This is a genomic window from Clostridium sardiniense (assembly GCF_019753795.1).
In the GTDB taxonomy this organism is placed as follows: Bacteria; Bacillota; Clostridia; order Clostridiales; family Clostridiaceae; genus Clostridium; species Clostridium sardiniense.
Map to the genome: position 1 here is coordinate 1 of NZ_JAIKTU010000018.1, position 15,627 is coordinate 15,627.

Here is a 15,627-nt window from a genome sequence, read left to right on the forward strand (position 1 = left end):
TTGGTGAACCTCTAAATAACAAGTGAATATTATCTTTATCGTGATTCCATTCTTCTAAAATTACATTGTACTTAGGCGAAATATATTCAAATATTTCTTTTAGTCTGTTTGAAATATCTTCATCAATCACTTGTCTACGATATTTTATAATCAATACTAAATGATATGATAATTTGAATACTGAATGATTATTAGTATCTAAATCCACTTATAACACTCATTTCTAATATTTACTACTTATTGGCTAACGTCAAGTGTATTCTCCCACGTATAGAAGATAGGAGAACTCCGCATAATTAGTTAAAATAATGTATATTTAATAAAAGAGAAATTAAACTTTAAATTTAATTTCTCTTTATTTTCCCAATATTTATTTTCATTTAGAATATTATAAAATTTAACAGTATTTTTTAATTTTTATATATTTAAATTCTTATATAATTCATTAACATCATCTTGTTGTATTCCTAAATATCTTTTAGTAATAGATAAATTACTATGATTAAGTGTTTCCATTATTAACGCTGGATTAAATCCCTTTTTCCAAGCGAAATATCCCCATGTTTTTCTAAGTGAATGGGTTCCTATATTTTCACTTACTCCTACTGATATTGCTGCATCTTTTAAAATATTAAATGCTTGTTGTCTCGAAATAGGTCTATTTTTTCCTTCTCTACTTTTAAATATATAATCTTCTAATTCTAATCCTTCTAAAACCGTTGATAAATCTTTCAAAGATTCCTTAGCTGCATTATTTAATCTAATTTTTCTATATTTCTTTGTTTTTCCTTCATATAGTTCTATCTCCCTAAAATCATTATTATTTTCATTAATTACATCTTTCCATTGTAAATTTAAAAGATCTGTTATTCTTAAAGCAACATTTATTCCTACTACGAACATTGCATATGATCTTATATCTTTTTTTTTAAATATGACTTCATTTTTTGAATTTTAATTTCATCTCTAATTGGTCCTACGTTATTCATATATAATCCCCCTATAGTACATTATCTTTTTTCTTTAATATTTATAAAAAGCATCTTATACTAAATGAAAAATATTGAGATATTTCTAATGTAACGTATCATATACAAATTTTATACTCTTGAAAAATTCATTAAAATATTAATAATTTTATAATTAATTAATAAAACATTTATTTTTAGGAATATTTTAGAACTCTTAGGGTTAAATGGTTCTTTTTCCTACTCTGCATTGATTTTAAGTGATTTAATGAAACTCCCATACATTTGAAAAATTCTTTATTTAGAGTTAAATTAGTTAAATACAAGAGAAATTTCTCTCCTTAATCGGTTGGGATGATTGTTTTTTGAATTCGTAGAATTCTCCTTTGAATTTTATTATTATAATTACTATATCTTACTTAAATACATATATTTAGAAAATAAAAAAATGAAAGTGTAGTATTCATCATACACTTTCCTTTTTTACTGTTATTATTTTTTAATGGTCAACAATTTTATTGTTTATATCCATTCAAAATCCTTCTCTTTATCCTTAATTTTATTTTTCTGATAGTTGAAATTATCATTCAAGAAGTCTATTTCTTTTTCTTCTTTATTATTTACTCTGACTTCCTGCTCTATCAGAAATTCTTTTACCTCATATTGATTATTTGTATTTGATAATTCTCTTTCTAAAAGGTCTGCTAAATTATAAAAATCACCACAACCTATATCATATCTAAATTCTAAATTTCTTTTTTCTGATATTTTTATTTCCCCTCTAACCTTCTCATAAGGATAATATTTACCTTTCTTTTCATAGTCCTTTTTTATATCTGCTATCTTCTTTTCTTCTTCTTGAAATATTTTATTAGCTTCCTTAAAGCTCATTATTTCATTTTCTCTAAAATAAGCATTTTCACTTTTTAATATCTTAACTTGTCCTATATCTGTTTCTGTTGATTTTTCTTTATATTCATAAATACTATTTTCACTAACCTTATCTATATAATTTTCTCTTAGTTCTTTATTTAATCCTATTTTTTTCACTATATCTACTCGCTTATTTACCTTAGTGCTTAATGTTTCAAGCATTCCATAGTATATTATACTATCTTTAGAATTTTCACCACTTACTTTAATTTCATCTACTAACCTTTCTTTTAATACTTCTAATTTATTTTTATCTCCTATCAAAATAGGTAATGATTTTTCTTTTATTATATCTATAAACTTTTCTTTATTTGTATTTGCAAGTTCATTCATACTTTTTCCGTATACTTCATCTATTTGCTCTAATTCCTCAAGACTTTGTTTTTCTAAATTTATATCTAAGTTTAATGTTGCTCTATCTGGTTCTATTCCTATTAATTTATAATCATCTTTTGATATATAAAAATTATTTTTTATTTCTTCCCCCTCTATACCAAACATTTCAGCCAACTCTTTCATTGCACTTTTTGAATTAACTCCTCTAACTTCCTCAATTAATTTTATGGTATCGCCACCTTTACCTATTCCGTAATCATACCAGTAATTTTTATCTAAATTAATGCAACAAGAACTTGATTTTTCATTTCTTATTTTAGTCCAAAGTCTTTTACTACTTCCTCTCTTTAATTCTAATCCTAATCTTTCACATACTTCTTTTATTGGTATTTCTTTTAATTTATCTTTATTATAGTAATCTACTTTTTTTGTATCAAAAAAAGAGTTATTAGCTTCTTTTTCCTTAACTAATAACTCTTTCTGATTTTCAATTATTTTTTCTTTTTCTTTAATTAATTCATATTCTATAGTTTCTACAAACTCTTTTGAAGTTTCTCTAACTTCTTCAACTAAGTTTATCTTATCTTTTAATTCAGTATCTTTAGTCCATGATTTTATATATCTAAATGAGTATTCTGATGTATCTATTCCGAAATATTTTGACACTGTATATGCGGTCAATTCAGCTTGAAATTCCTTCTCATTTTTACTGTATTTATCATTATTCTCTAAGTCATGTATCTTAGCATGAGCTAGTTCATGTATTAATGTTTTTGCGTTGTGAATTTCGGTGTTTCTAGGGTTTAATGCAACTTCTTTAGTTGATGTATAGCTAACCCCTTTTACTACTCCTAACTCCCTTTTAGGAGCTATTATTCTAATACCATTCTTTTCAGCTATTCTTTCTAATCCTTTATACATTGTTTTATAGTCCTTTACTTCTCCGTCTAGCCATCTATTTGGAAATATCTTAGGCAAATCACTGCTCTTTGCATTTGTTTGCGATATATCGAAAACATAGCCTTGATTAAATACAATTTTCCCTTCTTTTAATTCTAACTCTCCTTTCTTAATTAAGTCCTTTTCTCGCTCACTTGCTTTACTTATTAAAATAGTTTCTCCATTCCCATTTATAAATCTATCTCCTAGCTTTGTAGGAACTAAAATCTTTATACCTTTCTCACCTTTATTTACTTGAAACCCTTTTGACTTCCAAAATGCATAAGAACCTACTGCAATAGCTCCTTTAAATTGCTTATCTATTAGTGTTGAATTTCTAAGTGAATAATTATAAAACTTACTCATAAATTCACTAAGCTCTTTTATCTGCTCTGGATTATCAAAATACTTCTCAATTTTCTTTTCAGCATTTTCTATTAGTATATCTACTTCTTTTTTTCTTTCTTCTTCTGTTTTCTTTCTATAATTTTTCATAAAAAATCCCTCCTTATAAATAAAAAAATACCAGGATTAAAACCCTGGTGAAATTGATTTTTTAATTATAATTTATCCTGGATAAATTACCAGGATAAATTCATTCAAAATTCTTTATATTTTAATATCATGCTAAGGCTACAAGCCTTGATAAATCTAGCTTCTTAACCTTATATTTCTTTCATATCCTCATTTACTATAATAGTATTTTTATCATAATATACTATTATAGTTTCATCTTCTTCTAACAAATCTTTTATATCTTCTACATATAATTTTGAAGCAGTTACAACTTTAGTTTCTTTAGTATCTAAAGTGTATACCTCTAACTCACTTTCACTTATAACTTTTTGAACCATTGCTAAATTATCAAACATTTTAATCTCACCTTTCTCTTTAACTTTTATTTTTTTATTGGTATAATAGAAATATAAATAGGATATAAATAAAAAAAGTAGGGTGCTACAACACCCTACTCAATGCATAAATCAAAGTTGCTTAGGCAACTGGTATCACTAAATTTAAATTATTTAAAAAGTAGCTTTCCAATTGCGAGTCGGGGCTACTTTTTATTTTGCATTTTTATGAGTTCTAATACAAAAGTTAGTAATGCTAGCAGAAATATTCCACCAGTAAATAATAACGTTAGATTATCATTACTCATATGTACCACCCCCTTTCGTAAAAGGGTGTGATACCAGTAGCCCATATTCAACTTAATTTATGCTATTTAATTTTATCATAATATCCTTTAATTTTGAACCATTGCTAAATTATCAAACATTTCAATCTCACCTTTCTCTTTCACTTTTATTTTTTTATTGGTATAATAAGAATATAAATAGGATATAAATAAAAAAAGTAGGGTGCTACTAACACCCTACTCAATTCATAAATCAAAGTTGCTTAGGCAACTGATACCACTAATATCTAGTGTAATAGTAGCTTTCACTTGCAGGTTTGGGCTACTATTTTTTTGTTATTTTTTCTATAAGTAAGATTATAAATGTTAGTAATGCTAGTAGAAACATTCCACCAGTAAATAATAACGTTAAATTATCATTACTCATATGTACCACCCCCTTTCGTAAAAGGGTGTGATACCAGTAGCCCATATTCAACTTAATTTATGCTATTTAATTTTATCATAATATCCTTTAATTTTCTATTATTATAAACTTAATCCATTATCATAATCCTTCTGTAATTCCATTCTTTCAAAATCCCTCATATTTAAATAATGTTGCAGTTCATTTCTCATACTTCTTTTAAGATTATTAATTGATCCAGTTAAACTTACATTGCTATACCTATCTCTTGATTTGAGTTCTTTATTTAACTTATCATCATTAATAGAATTTTTTATATTCTCAACCTTCATCTTATTATTACTCTCATTTTCTTTTTTAAATTTTATATTATCCTCTTTAATGTTTTCTTTAATAACATTATCTTTTGAAATTTCTTTTTCTCTATAATTTGAAGTTTTATATCTTCCTTGTTTAAACTTCTTTTTATTCTTTAAATACTCTAATCTTTTATTTTTATATTCTTCTTCTTTTACAAAATCTTTAAGCTCCTTTAGAATTGTATTACCCATTCTTTTATATAAATCTTTTTCTTTATAATGAGTTTCTTTTAATTTTCTAGTATCTTTTGGAACTCCATATATTTTTATCTGCTCTGTTCTATCCATTTCTAAAAGCTCATTAAACCTTTTTAAATCCTCTTTACAGAAATTATCTAAATAATATTTAGTAAGTGAATTAATGTATGGTTTAGCTTCTTTTATACGCTCATAATTCCATTGTCTTTTATCCTTTGGCATATACTTTAGCATACCTAACATCTTTTCTCTAAGTACTTTATCTTTCATAAATGAGTATTCTTTTTTAGAACCAATCATATTATCTCTTGCTAATACATCTAACTCTTTGTAAAATTCATCTCTATTTCTCATTTCATTTATAAATTTACTTTTCATAGTTTTTAGTGTACTTAATTTTATTTTTCCTCTTTCCTCTACTGGTAGTTTTAAATTTTCTTTTTGTGGATTTAACTCAACACTAGCTACATGAATATGAATATGCTTTGTATTATAATGTATACTTGCTGACCAAATTAAATCATTATTTCCTTTTTCTTTAACTAATTCAGACATACTTTTTCTTATAGCACTCCTTATTTTCTTTTCATCTAAAACATTCGTTTTCGGATTTAAATATCCATGCTCTATTAACCAATCATTATTAAAACTAAATACATCTTGCCACATCATACTCTTATTTTTTTGTGCTAATTCAAATTTATTTTTTAATTCTAACACTTCTTTTTTACTCATTAAATCTTTTTCATTAGTAAAAAGAGAACCCGACTTTTTCGGATTCCCCATGTAATCATTGTACAAACTAAACTCATCAAATTTAAAATTTCTAGTTGCTTCGTCCCTATCCATATACTTAATATAGTTATTAAACTTTGCTCCTTTAGGTGCTACCCATCTAACCCTATGCACTATAATTGGACTTATTTTAATCATTTGATTTAATTACCTTTGCTCTATGAATTCTTTTTTTAACTTCACCTTCTGCAATTTCTAACGCTTCACTTTTCCTTGCAGTTTCTGTTGTAAGTCCAGTTGTTGTTACTATATTACCTACCCTATCTTTTATATATCTTCCATTTAACATTTCTATAAGTATCTGTGTATTTCTATCTGCATTATTTATTCCAAGCTTTACTCCCTTTAATTGCTCTACAACTTTTTTACAAAGTTTATCTGAAAGTTCATCTATTTCTTTTCTTCTTGTTTCCCTAAAAAATTGTTCATGCTCCTCTAGTATCTTTTCTAATGCTATACTTTGAGAGTGAAGATGATTTACTTCTTTATATTCCTTAATATAACTTAATTCTTTTTCCCCAATCCAAAATCCATAACTTTTTTTACTCATAATAACACTCCTCCATTGACTCATAAAATTCACTCACATCTACTAAACAATTCTCCATAAATATACGTATCGTTTCAATATTTAAATCTAAAAGTTTTTCAAATTTATACGTTTTATATTCTTCGTCCATTTTAATATCTCTTATTTCATTTCTTATAACAAATCCTTCTAATAGATTTAATAAGAATTCATTTCTATTTTTAAATCTTGATTTCTCACATAAATAATCTATTCTTTTTAAAACTACGCTTCTAACATTCCTTATTTTTATTTCTTCTTTTCCTACAATTTCTTTCGTATCATCTTTAAAATCTTCTATATCCTCTAAAAAATCATACTTATAATCATCTTCTTTTAGGTTTGGATTTTTGTATAAATCATCTACACATAATCCATTAACTTTTAAAAACTCTGCAAGAATTTTCGTGTTAGAATCAACTAAAGTTAATATTGCTTCTCTCCTTCTTAGCTCCTTATCAACAAGTCTTTCTTCTTCTTCCTGCAATGCAATTTGATTTATTTTATATAATAAAAACTCATTTCTACTCCTATAACCTTTATCTTTATAAAGTAAATCTATTCTTTCTAAAATATCATCTTCAACACCTTTTATTTTTATTTCTTTATTTTTCATTTAAAAATTCACCTCATAAATATTTAATTTTTACTCTTAAAAAAGGGCTTTGCCCTCACTACCGTTTCACCCATTTCTTGATTTCAATTAAACATATTTCCATATGTAGAAATCAAGAAAGAGCATAAAGGGAAAATGTCCCCAAAAGTATTTGGAGGCTAGGCAGTGCCTAGCTTTTCCCCGCCCCCTCATGTAAACGTTTTTGTATAGCTTTTATATAAGTTTCTATATAGGTTTTATATAGACTTTTTTAACGTATTTTTTGCAAAAAAATACTTAATGCTCTTCCTTTTTGTAATCCTCTTTCTTTAAATTTAGTTTATTTATTTTTTCATTTGAGGTTTCTATTTGCTTATTTATTTCCTCTATACTACCTTTTAGATTTTCAATTTCAGAATTTAAACTTTCTATTTTTTGTTTTGTTCTGTCTGCTTCTTCTTTAATTTCATACTTAATATTTTCTTCTAATTTTTTAATTTCTTTTTCTGTTTGTGCGATTATTTTATTATCTTTTTCTATTTCTTTATTATAATTTTCTATCTCTAAATTTATATTTTTTATCTCTAAATCAACACTTTCTACTAAATAATCTGTTAATGTTCCTTCTTTTAATTCATTATTTTTAGTACATAATTTTTCATCTATAAATACCTTTGTAGATGATGAATCAACTATATTTTTCTCTTTAATTTCTATAGCAATGTTAGTCCATTTCTTAGGAGCTTGTATCAATAAAATATATTGACTTTCGTCTAATCGGATTGTTTTTACTTCTAAGTTTTTATTTAAATCAGCTCTTTCTATAGCTGTAACTTCTATATCATTTCCAAATAAAATATTTGTTTTTTCTATATCTAAATTTACTTGAAGTAATCTATTATTAGGATTATATTGTTCACTTTTTATCTTAACTATTGAATTTGTCATCTTGTTTTCTATGCCTATTTCAGTTGATTTTCTTTCCCTATTGGTATCAAAAATATATCCACTAGAAAAGAAAACCCCATAACCTAAGAAAAAAATACAAGCAAAAATATAATACTTATAGGACTTTTTATACTTCATTTTTGCTTCAAATTTATCTTTTTTATCTCTAATTTTCTTAAATATATTCTTTATTTTTTTATTTTCTAACATAAAATATTTTCCCTCCTTTAATAAAAATAACAAAAAAATAAAGCCTATTATTAGGCTTTATTTATAAATTTATTTCTCCATTCTTTATACAATTTTAATGCTTCATCTTCTGATAATACAAAAATGTCAGCTAAATTTTTTACTACTTTTGATGGTATCTCTACCTCTCCATGTTTGTCTAAAAACTCATATATTTTTTCTTTAATAATCTCATTCATACCAAAAAACCTCCCTTTATTTTATTTAATAATATAATTTTTTAATAAAAAAATCTACTCAATATATCTCCTAACTTTTCCATTGAATTTACTTCTCCAATAACTATTAAATTCAGTTATTGTTACCCCTTGACTTGAGCTATCATGCATAAATTTATTATTTCCAAGCCAAATACCTACGTGTCCGTCAATTGTATAAGTATCAAAAAAGATAACATCACCACGTTTCATATCCATTGGATTTATCTTTTTACCCATATTAACTAAACTAAAAGTAACACAAGTTGCTCTATCTCCAAGTTGAACTCCAGCACTTGCAAAACAATAATGAATAAAGCTACTGCAATCAAATCTACCTGCTATTACATCAGCTTCGGTTCGTCCACCACCCCAAACATAAGGTGATTTACCAACCCATTTCTCACCTGCTTTTATTACTGTTTCTACATCTTTACTTCCAATTACAATATCACCTTCACCAAATCCATTGTTCCTAAATTCCATTGCATATTGAAAAACCTTATTAGGGTAATTATGTTGTGCAGTATCTAAATTAACATTCATTCCATAGCTTGGACCACCATTATAACAAGCAAATATACGCCTTAATATATCTCTAAAGTTATTATCATTTTCGTTTGCATTCCACTCTATAAGGCTCATATTTTCATTACTATTATAGTTTAATTTAGGTACTATATTGTTTTTATATAAAACATAATTAGCATATCTTCTAAGCTCAAATCCCCCTCCGATAACTTGTGCCTTAGTATCTTTTAAGAAAATATCCCACATATCCTCATAGCTATTAAAACTATATCCATTCTCTTTATATACCTTTTCTAACCCTTCTCTCATAGCTCCTGCCCATAAATCACCACCTGCTCCTATGTCTTGCTTTTGAAATTGCATTATCCCATAAGCCCCATCTAATGATACACAATTAGGATTAAAATTACTTTCTTGCTTAGCTACGGCGGCAAAAACCCAGTTTGGTATATTAAATATTTTAGACCCTTCATTGAAAAATTCTACATATTCAGAAGGTACACCAACTAATGCTCCATTAGAATTTTCATTAGGCATTTCATAACTTAATGCACCAAAAAAAGCAACAACCATGATACCTATCATGGTCATTGCTAATCCAAATGAACTGAAAAGAGTTGCTAAAATAGTTCTTCTTATCTTCCTATTTAACTTTCTTTTCATTAATTTCTTTATTAAATTTTTGTTGTTACTCATATATTATCACAACCTATTTACTCTCATATTTATGAACTGAATACTCTCCAATTTTCCAAGTATCTTTATCTTTTACAAATAATAAAGTTATTTCTGAATGTTGTCTTTTTCCGATTAAATCATTATTATTTATAGCTTTTTCCCAAATATCATAATACCAAACCACTGTTCCATCTTCCATTTTTTTATATTGTACTGGTTGAAGTTCTTCAATTTCCATCTTCCTAAATCCAATACATGGAGCTGGTCTTAAATGTTTCAGTTGTTCTGCCAATTCATCACCTAAACCATTTGTAGTTAATTTTTTTATATTATTTGAAGTTTCATTGTCTATACCCTTATCATATGCATAAGGTCTAACATATTCTAAAAACTTTATTCCCATATATCTTGTTTTAACTACTTCTTCCCTAGTAAAATTAAAATAATTTTCTTTACTTTCATCATACTTATCTGATACTTTGCTACTATCTATATTCAAACTTTTCATAATTTCTTTTTGTTTTTCTGTTACATCTAATTTACTAGCTTCTTCTTTTAAATACTTTTCTGTTGCTTCTTTTTCATTTTTTTGATGTATTCCTACTGCTGCTACAATACCAATTGCTAATATTCCAATACAACCTATTAATAATTTCCTTTTCATATATTTAAGCTCCCCCTTTGAATAACTTAATTTCTTCTTTTGTAAGCTCAAATTTCATTCTTATATTAGGCATACCATCTATAAACATAATTGCATCACCTTTTTTAAATTTTGATACTTCTGATATTTGCTTATCACTTATTGAAGCTCCAAATATTTTTTTAAGATTTGCTTCTTCCTCAATACCTTGTTTCATTAAAAATTTATATTGTGACATTGAGAAAACCTTTTTTAGTTCCGATAAAGCTTCACTACTTATACTCTCTGGAACATAATCATTAATACTATGATTTGCTATTAAAAGACCACCGAAATATTTTCTATTTTCTCTTTGAATTCTATTTATATATCTTACAGTTTCTATTTGTCTTGCATTTATACATATATGAGCTTCATCTAATATAATTAAAAACTTTTTAACACCTTCTATACTTTTATCCCCATTATCAAATTGCTCTTTTTCCCTTCTTCCTTGTACTAAAGATTGTCCCCAAATTGAAGTTAAAACAGAGAATATTTGACATAAAAATATTTTATCATCATACTGCGATATATTTTTAAAATTATAGGATATTAAATCTTCTTTTGTAACATCTTCTATGCTTGAATAACCATCAAACAAATCACCATAATTTAATACTAAATCTTCTATTGTTAAAATAATTTTATCAAGTCTTTCTTCTCTAGTTTTTAATAAATTATTCCTTACAACTTCTTTTTCTACATCTTTATAAAGTTCTCCTTTTACAAACTTTAAAAGGTCTGAAAAGATAGGATATTCTTTTACTTTATATCTAGTAGCTTTTTTTCTATCTATTCCAAACGCTCTATAAAATTTATTTAAAAGTAATCCATATTCTCTAATTTCATCATCGCTTGCAGATGGAGAAAGCACCCTATAAATCATTGAAAGTTTAGAAATATGACATGAGTAACACTTATCTTCTAAAACTTCATTTGTTTTTTCGTCCATTACTGTTGGATAAATTTGTAGTGGATTTATTATCATACCAGTTCCATCTAAGGCTATTTCCTTTCCTCCTAGTTCTTTTACAAGCTCTTCAAACTCACCAGTTACATCAAGTATTCTTATAGAATTACCTAAAATATTATTGTTTAATAATATTTTCTTTAATGCTGATGATTTTCCAGAGCCTTGTTTTCCTATAAGAACCCCATTGTATGATAACCTATTATCATCTTTGTGAAATAAATCAAAGATAATACTTCCACCAGTTGATGATGTTCCTATAAAAAGACCATAGGGATCGTCTAAGTAAGTATAATGGAATGGTAAGCTAGCACCTAAACTTAGGCTCGGTGCTCCTTGCCATTTTCTTTTATTTAAAAAATTCTGTTGAATTTTATAACTACTAAATAGACCTTGATAATCCATTTCTAACTCATTTAAATTTATAGCTCCTGCATAATTCCTACCTTCTAATTCTTCTATTGTGGATTTTATTCTTTCTTCTAATTTACTCTTTTCTTTATCTGCTAAATATATTCTTACTTTAAATAATTTTATAATTTCTCCACTTTCTAATACTAAATCTTGTAGCATTTTCATATTTTGAAATTCTTTTTTTGCTAAGGCTTGTTCTTCATAATCATTAGAACTTCTAAACCTTGAAGCTTGTTCCTTCATAGCAGTTTTAATTTTATCTTTAGCTTTTTTCTTGTTTTCTGTTGCAATATCAAGAACTACTATTGCATTTTTTAAGTTCATTATTTTCTTTAGCCAAAATTCATCTACCTCTGTAGGTGTTCTATATACGTTTATACAAGTTTCATATCCATCACCTTTTATAAGTTTATTTTCTTCGGCTTTTATTCCCCCACAAGGTTGAATTTCTGTAACAAAAAAAGGATTTATTTTATGGTCTACTAAATTCCCCTTCATCTAATCACCTCTAACTTTCCTATATTTTTGAATTCATATTATTTAACTTTTTCAATATTTTTATTTTCTTTTCTGTACTAATTTCATTTATTTTTATTGAAGCACAAGAATTAAAAAATGTTGTTTTATTTTTTTCTAAGTTATCCTCTGTATCACCATAAATCATAATATAATACTCTCTATTACTCCTTATTCTTTCTATTGCTTCTAATTGTTTTTTTCTTTGATTTAAAAATTTTAAATGAACCGCATTATTACAATTTTTAATTTTTTTATTTATATAATCTTGTTGTTTTTGTGTGTTAGCAGGAAAGTTCATAGATATAATCTTCATATCATCTAAATACATTTTTAACATATTAGTTAATGACAGTATATAAAGCCTAATATCATACTCATTCATTGAATTTATATCCATACTTTCTATTTGAAATATATCTAAGAATTCCTCCTTACATTCAAAATTTTCATTTTCAGTAATAGCTAATAAAGGTAATATCTCCTTTGTTTTATGAAAAACTTTTTTAAGTTCTTCTTTTTCCTTTTTTAGTTCTAATTTCCTTAACTTTTTTTCTTCTTTTATTTTCTTTTTAGCTTCTTTTTTATCTTTTAATTTTTTTAACATAAATTCCTCCTAATATAAAAAAGTAACTCACTAATTAGTGAGCTACTTTTCATTTTCATCTATTCTATGATAAGTACATGGATTTCTCATTATAGCTAAATAAACGGCTTCATAATTTCTCTTTCCTTTATTGGTGCTTGATTTTAATACTAAAAAAAGCCACACTATAGCAGAAAATCCATAATAAAAAGGTTGTAATGCTGGAACTACTAAAAAATCTAAAGAAAAAGTTATTAACCCTGCTATTAGTAAAATTATAAAGTCTAAAACAAATAACTTTCTATTTATCGAGATTTCTGTTGAAAACTCTCTCGGTATTATAAATTTCATTACTTATCTCCCCTATCCTTTTTATTTATAAACTTACTTATATCTCGTCCTGTATTTTTTCCTATTGTATAGTTTCTATCTAGTTTCATACCAAAATCATTTAAGCCACCTTTAGTTCTTCCTTTTAAGTTATCTTTAGCTATTTCAAATATATTTCTATCTTCAATAGGATTTTCATATCCTATATTCGGATTATTACTACCATTAGATTTTATTTCATTATTACTATCTATACTTTCTTTGGTAGTATCATTATTTATACTTCCTTTATTATTACCATTAAGAATACTGCTATCTACAGTTTCATCTTGTATATTTTCTGATAGATTATCTTCAATATTTTTAGTTCCTAATTCATCTGTATTCGGTATCTCATTAGATATATCATTACCTATATTTTCACCGATACCATCTGCACCATTTACAAGGTCGTTATTTAAAATATCATCAACACCATAATCTGAATCTCCACTTATATCATCAAATGCTCCCCAAGAATCATCTTCAAATGAACTATTAATATTTGAACTCATATCATCTTCTAATGATTGATTATTGCTTTCATTAAAGGAGCTATCAGAACTTGAATTTATATCATCTTCTAATGATTGATTACTACTTTCATCAATATTATTTTCATTATCACTAAGCTCTTTATTACCATCAATATTATTATCTTCAATATTTTCATTTGTATTTTGTCCGTTTATATCATCTTCTAATGTTGGTTGATTATTTTCTATATCCTCATCACCATTTTTATTTAAATTTTCATTTCCATATTCAGATTTTTCATTCTCCATATCTTCATCTAAAGTTGTATTATCATCGATTAAATCTTCTTCATTATTAGAATTATCAATATCATTCTCTAGACTTGTATCACCTTCATTGCTATCAATGTCATCATCTAAAGTTGTATCCCCTTCATTACTCTCAATATCATCACTATTGTTATCTCCTTCTTTTTTCATTTGATTATCTAATGTTTCATTCTTATTATCATCATTTTCTTTACTTGAATTTTCTTTATCCATTTCATCTTCTAAGGAATCTCTAACGCCTTCTGCCATTCCTTTACCAAAAGCTAGTCCACCAAGTACACCAGCTCCTAAATCTTTCATTTTATCTACTGCTCCACCTGCTACTGTACCCATTTTATTCATAATGTCTAAAGCACTATTAATTCCTGTTACTGATCTCCAAACACTACTTAATCCTGCATCTATACCAAATACCTTTTCTATATAATTCGGACCATCTATAACAAATATTGCAGAAGCTAACATTGCTATAATACTTCCTATTGGACTTAATCTATCTGTAAAGTAAGTAGTTGCTAATATATATATCTTTAACATTAATGTAGTTGAAAATATGGCTACAAATATTGAAATTATCATATTTATAGATTGTCTAAGCTTTTGTCCACCACTTAAATCACCAACTGCAATAAATGTAGTCATTATCTTATTAAATGCAAGCTCTATTGAAAGCTTAACTATCTTTACTGCTGTAAAAATTAATACCCCCGCAGTTATTAAAAGGGTACAAATTATAGTAAAGAAATTTATATTAAATCTGTAATACTCATCGTCCCACTTAAATAATCCATTTATTCTACTAAGTTCCTCCTCTCCATTCATATCTCTAAATATTTCATTTTCAAATACTTTTGTATTTTTAACCTTTCCCCTATCAATTTCTTCATTTGGCGTTATTTTTAATACATCGTTTCCTAAGTTATTTTTAACCTTCATATCTTTAGGCTTATTATCTTCAATGGGAAAACCACTTTTATCAAGTAAATATAAGTCAGTTACATTGTTTGAAACAATCTGTTTTGACATACTTATATTTCCCCTTACTTCGTCCATTCCGAGTTTTGTTATCTTATTAAGTTTAGTCATAGCTATCGGTAAAACAACAACTACACATAAAGCCAATATTACATTCATAGGTATTCTACTTCTATCATACTTTTTATTAAGCATAATCTGATACCCAATAAAAATTATGGAAAATACTAAAAGAAGTCCTAACACTGGTTTAAACTTGTCAATAATCTCTTTAACTCCTGCTGAATTAAAAAATTCTGTTACCGATGTAACAGAATTAACTATATTTTCTAATCCTTCAACTAAATAAGTAAGTCCTCTAATTATAAGCCACCCTAACCATCTAAGACAGTTTATAAAGAAATCTGACTTAGTAAAAAAATTATCGTATGCATTAAGTATACTTTTAACAGCATTATCTCCAAGCAA

The 15,627-nt window shown here is 26.1% G+C and carries 17 protein-coding genes; all 17 read right to left on the bottom strand.

Going from position 1 to position 15,627, the window contains the following annotated elements:
- Positions 1-208: IS200/IS605 family transposase (gene tnpA / locus K5V21_RS17130; protein WP_221862296.1), on the bottom strand; the 208-nt coding region annotated here is incomplete at its 3' end.
- Between the two features lie 209 nt (positions 209-417).
- Positions 418-903, bottom strand: coding sequence for a tyrosine-type recombinase/integrase (locus K5V21_RS17135; protein ID WP_245000768.1), 486 nt, complete (start codon positions 901-903; stop codon positions 418-420).
- A 587-nt stretch (positions 904-1,490) separates the two neighbouring features.
- Complete coding sequence (locus tag K5V21_RS17140; protein WP_221862297.1) at positions 1,491-3,671, bottom strand: ImmA/IrrE family metallo-endopeptidase; 2,181 nt, start codon at positions 3,669-3,671, stop codon at positions 1,491-1,493.
- 170 nt (positions 3,672-3,841) lie between these two features.
- The gene (locus K5V21_RS17145) at positions 3,842-4,048 is read right to left on the bottom strand and encodes a hypothetical protein (RefSeq protein WP_221862298.1); all 207 of its coding nucleotides are present in this window, start codon (positions 4,046-4,048) and stop codon (positions 3,842-3,844) included.
- 185 nt (positions 4,049-4,233) lie between these two features.
- The gene (locus K5V21_RS17150) at positions 4,234-4,335 is read right to left on the bottom strand and encodes a putative holin-like toxin (protein ID WP_221862299.1); all 102 of its coding nucleotides are present in this window, start codon (positions 4,333-4,335) and stop codon (positions 4,234-4,236) included.
- Positions 4,336-4,639: 304 nt separating this feature from the next.
- Positions 4,640-4,741 (bottom strand): putative holin-like toxin, encoded by a 102-nt coding sequence (locus tag K5V21_RS17155; RefSeq protein WP_204595712.1) that lies wholly within the window; start codon positions 4,739-4,741, stop codon positions 4,640-4,642.
- A gap of 101 nt (positions 4,742-4,842) precedes the next feature.
- Positions 4,843-6,210 carry a MobP2 family relaxase gene (mobP2, locus tag K5V21_RS17160; protein WP_221862300.1) on the bottom strand — a complete coding sequence of 456 codons (1,368 nt, stop codon included), beginning with the start codon at positions 6,208-6,210 and terminating at the stop codon, positions 4,843-4,845.
- The gene (locus tag K5V21_RS17165; RefSeq protein ID WP_221862301.1) at positions 6,203-6,622 is read right to left on the bottom strand and encodes a hypothetical protein; all 420 of its coding nucleotides are present in this window, start codon (positions 6,620-6,622) and stop codon (positions 6,203-6,205) included. Before K5V21_RS17165 ends, mobP2 begins: the two co-directional genes overlap by 8 nt.
- Entirely contained in the window at positions 6,615-7,256 is a 642-nt protein-coding gene (locus K5V21_RS17170) for a hypothetical protein (protein WP_221862302.1), read from the bottom strand. The genes K5V21_RS17165 and K5V21_RS17170 overlap by 8 nt, the downstream gene beginning before the upstream one ends.
- A 276-nt stretch (positions 7,257-7,532) precedes the next feature.
- Positions 7,533-8,393, bottom strand: coding sequence for a hypothetical protein (locus tag K5V21_RS17175; RefSeq protein WP_221862303.1), 861 nt, complete (start codon positions 8,391-8,393; stop codon positions 7,533-7,535).
- A gap of 50 nt (positions 8,394-8,443) precedes the next feature.
- Positions 8,444-8,611 (bottom strand): P-loop NTPase family protein, encoded by a 168-nt coding sequence (locus K5V21_RS17180; RefSeq protein ID WP_221862304.1) that lies wholly within the window; start codon positions 8,609-8,611, stop codon positions 8,444-8,446.
- 54 nt (positions 8,612-8,665) lie between these two features.
- Positions 8,666-9,856 (bottom strand): C40 family peptidase, encoded by a 1,191-nt coding sequence (locus K5V21_RS17185; protein ID WP_221862305.1) that lies wholly within the window; start codon positions 9,854-9,856, stop codon positions 8,666-8,668.
- A gap of 13 nt (positions 9,857-9,869) precedes the next feature.
- The gene (locus K5V21_RS17190) at positions 9,870-10,502 is read right to left on the bottom strand and encodes a hypothetical protein (RefSeq protein WP_221862306.1); all 633 of its coding nucleotides are present in this window, start codon (positions 10,500-10,502) and stop codon (positions 9,870-9,872) included.
- A gap of 4 nt (positions 10,503-10,506) precedes the next feature.
- On the bottom strand, positions 10,507-12,405 hold the full coding sequence (locus tag K5V21_RS17195) for a VirB4 family type IV secretion system protein (protein WP_221862307.1): 1,899 nt from the start codon (positions 12,403-12,405) through the stop codon (positions 10,507-10,509).
- Between the two features lie 19 nt (positions 12,406-12,424).
- The gene (locus tag K5V21_RS17200) at positions 12,425-13,030 is read right to left on the bottom strand and encodes a hypothetical protein (protein WP_221862308.1); all 606 of its coding nucleotides are present in this window, start codon (positions 13,028-13,030) and stop codon (positions 12,425-12,427) included.
- 42 nt (positions 13,031-13,072) lie between these two features.
- A complete protein-coding gene (locus K5V21_RS17205; protein WP_204595721.1) occupies positions 13,073-13,360 on the bottom strand; it encodes a DUF5592 family protein in 288 nt (95 codons plus the stop codon).
- Positions 13,360-15,627, bottom strand: coding sequence for a pLS20_p028 family conjugation system transmembrane protein (locus tag K5V21_RS17210; protein ID WP_221862309.1), 2,268 nt, complete (start codon positions 15,625-15,627; stop codon positions 13,360-13,362). The genes K5V21_RS17205 and K5V21_RS17210 overlap by 1 nt, the downstream gene beginning before the upstream one ends.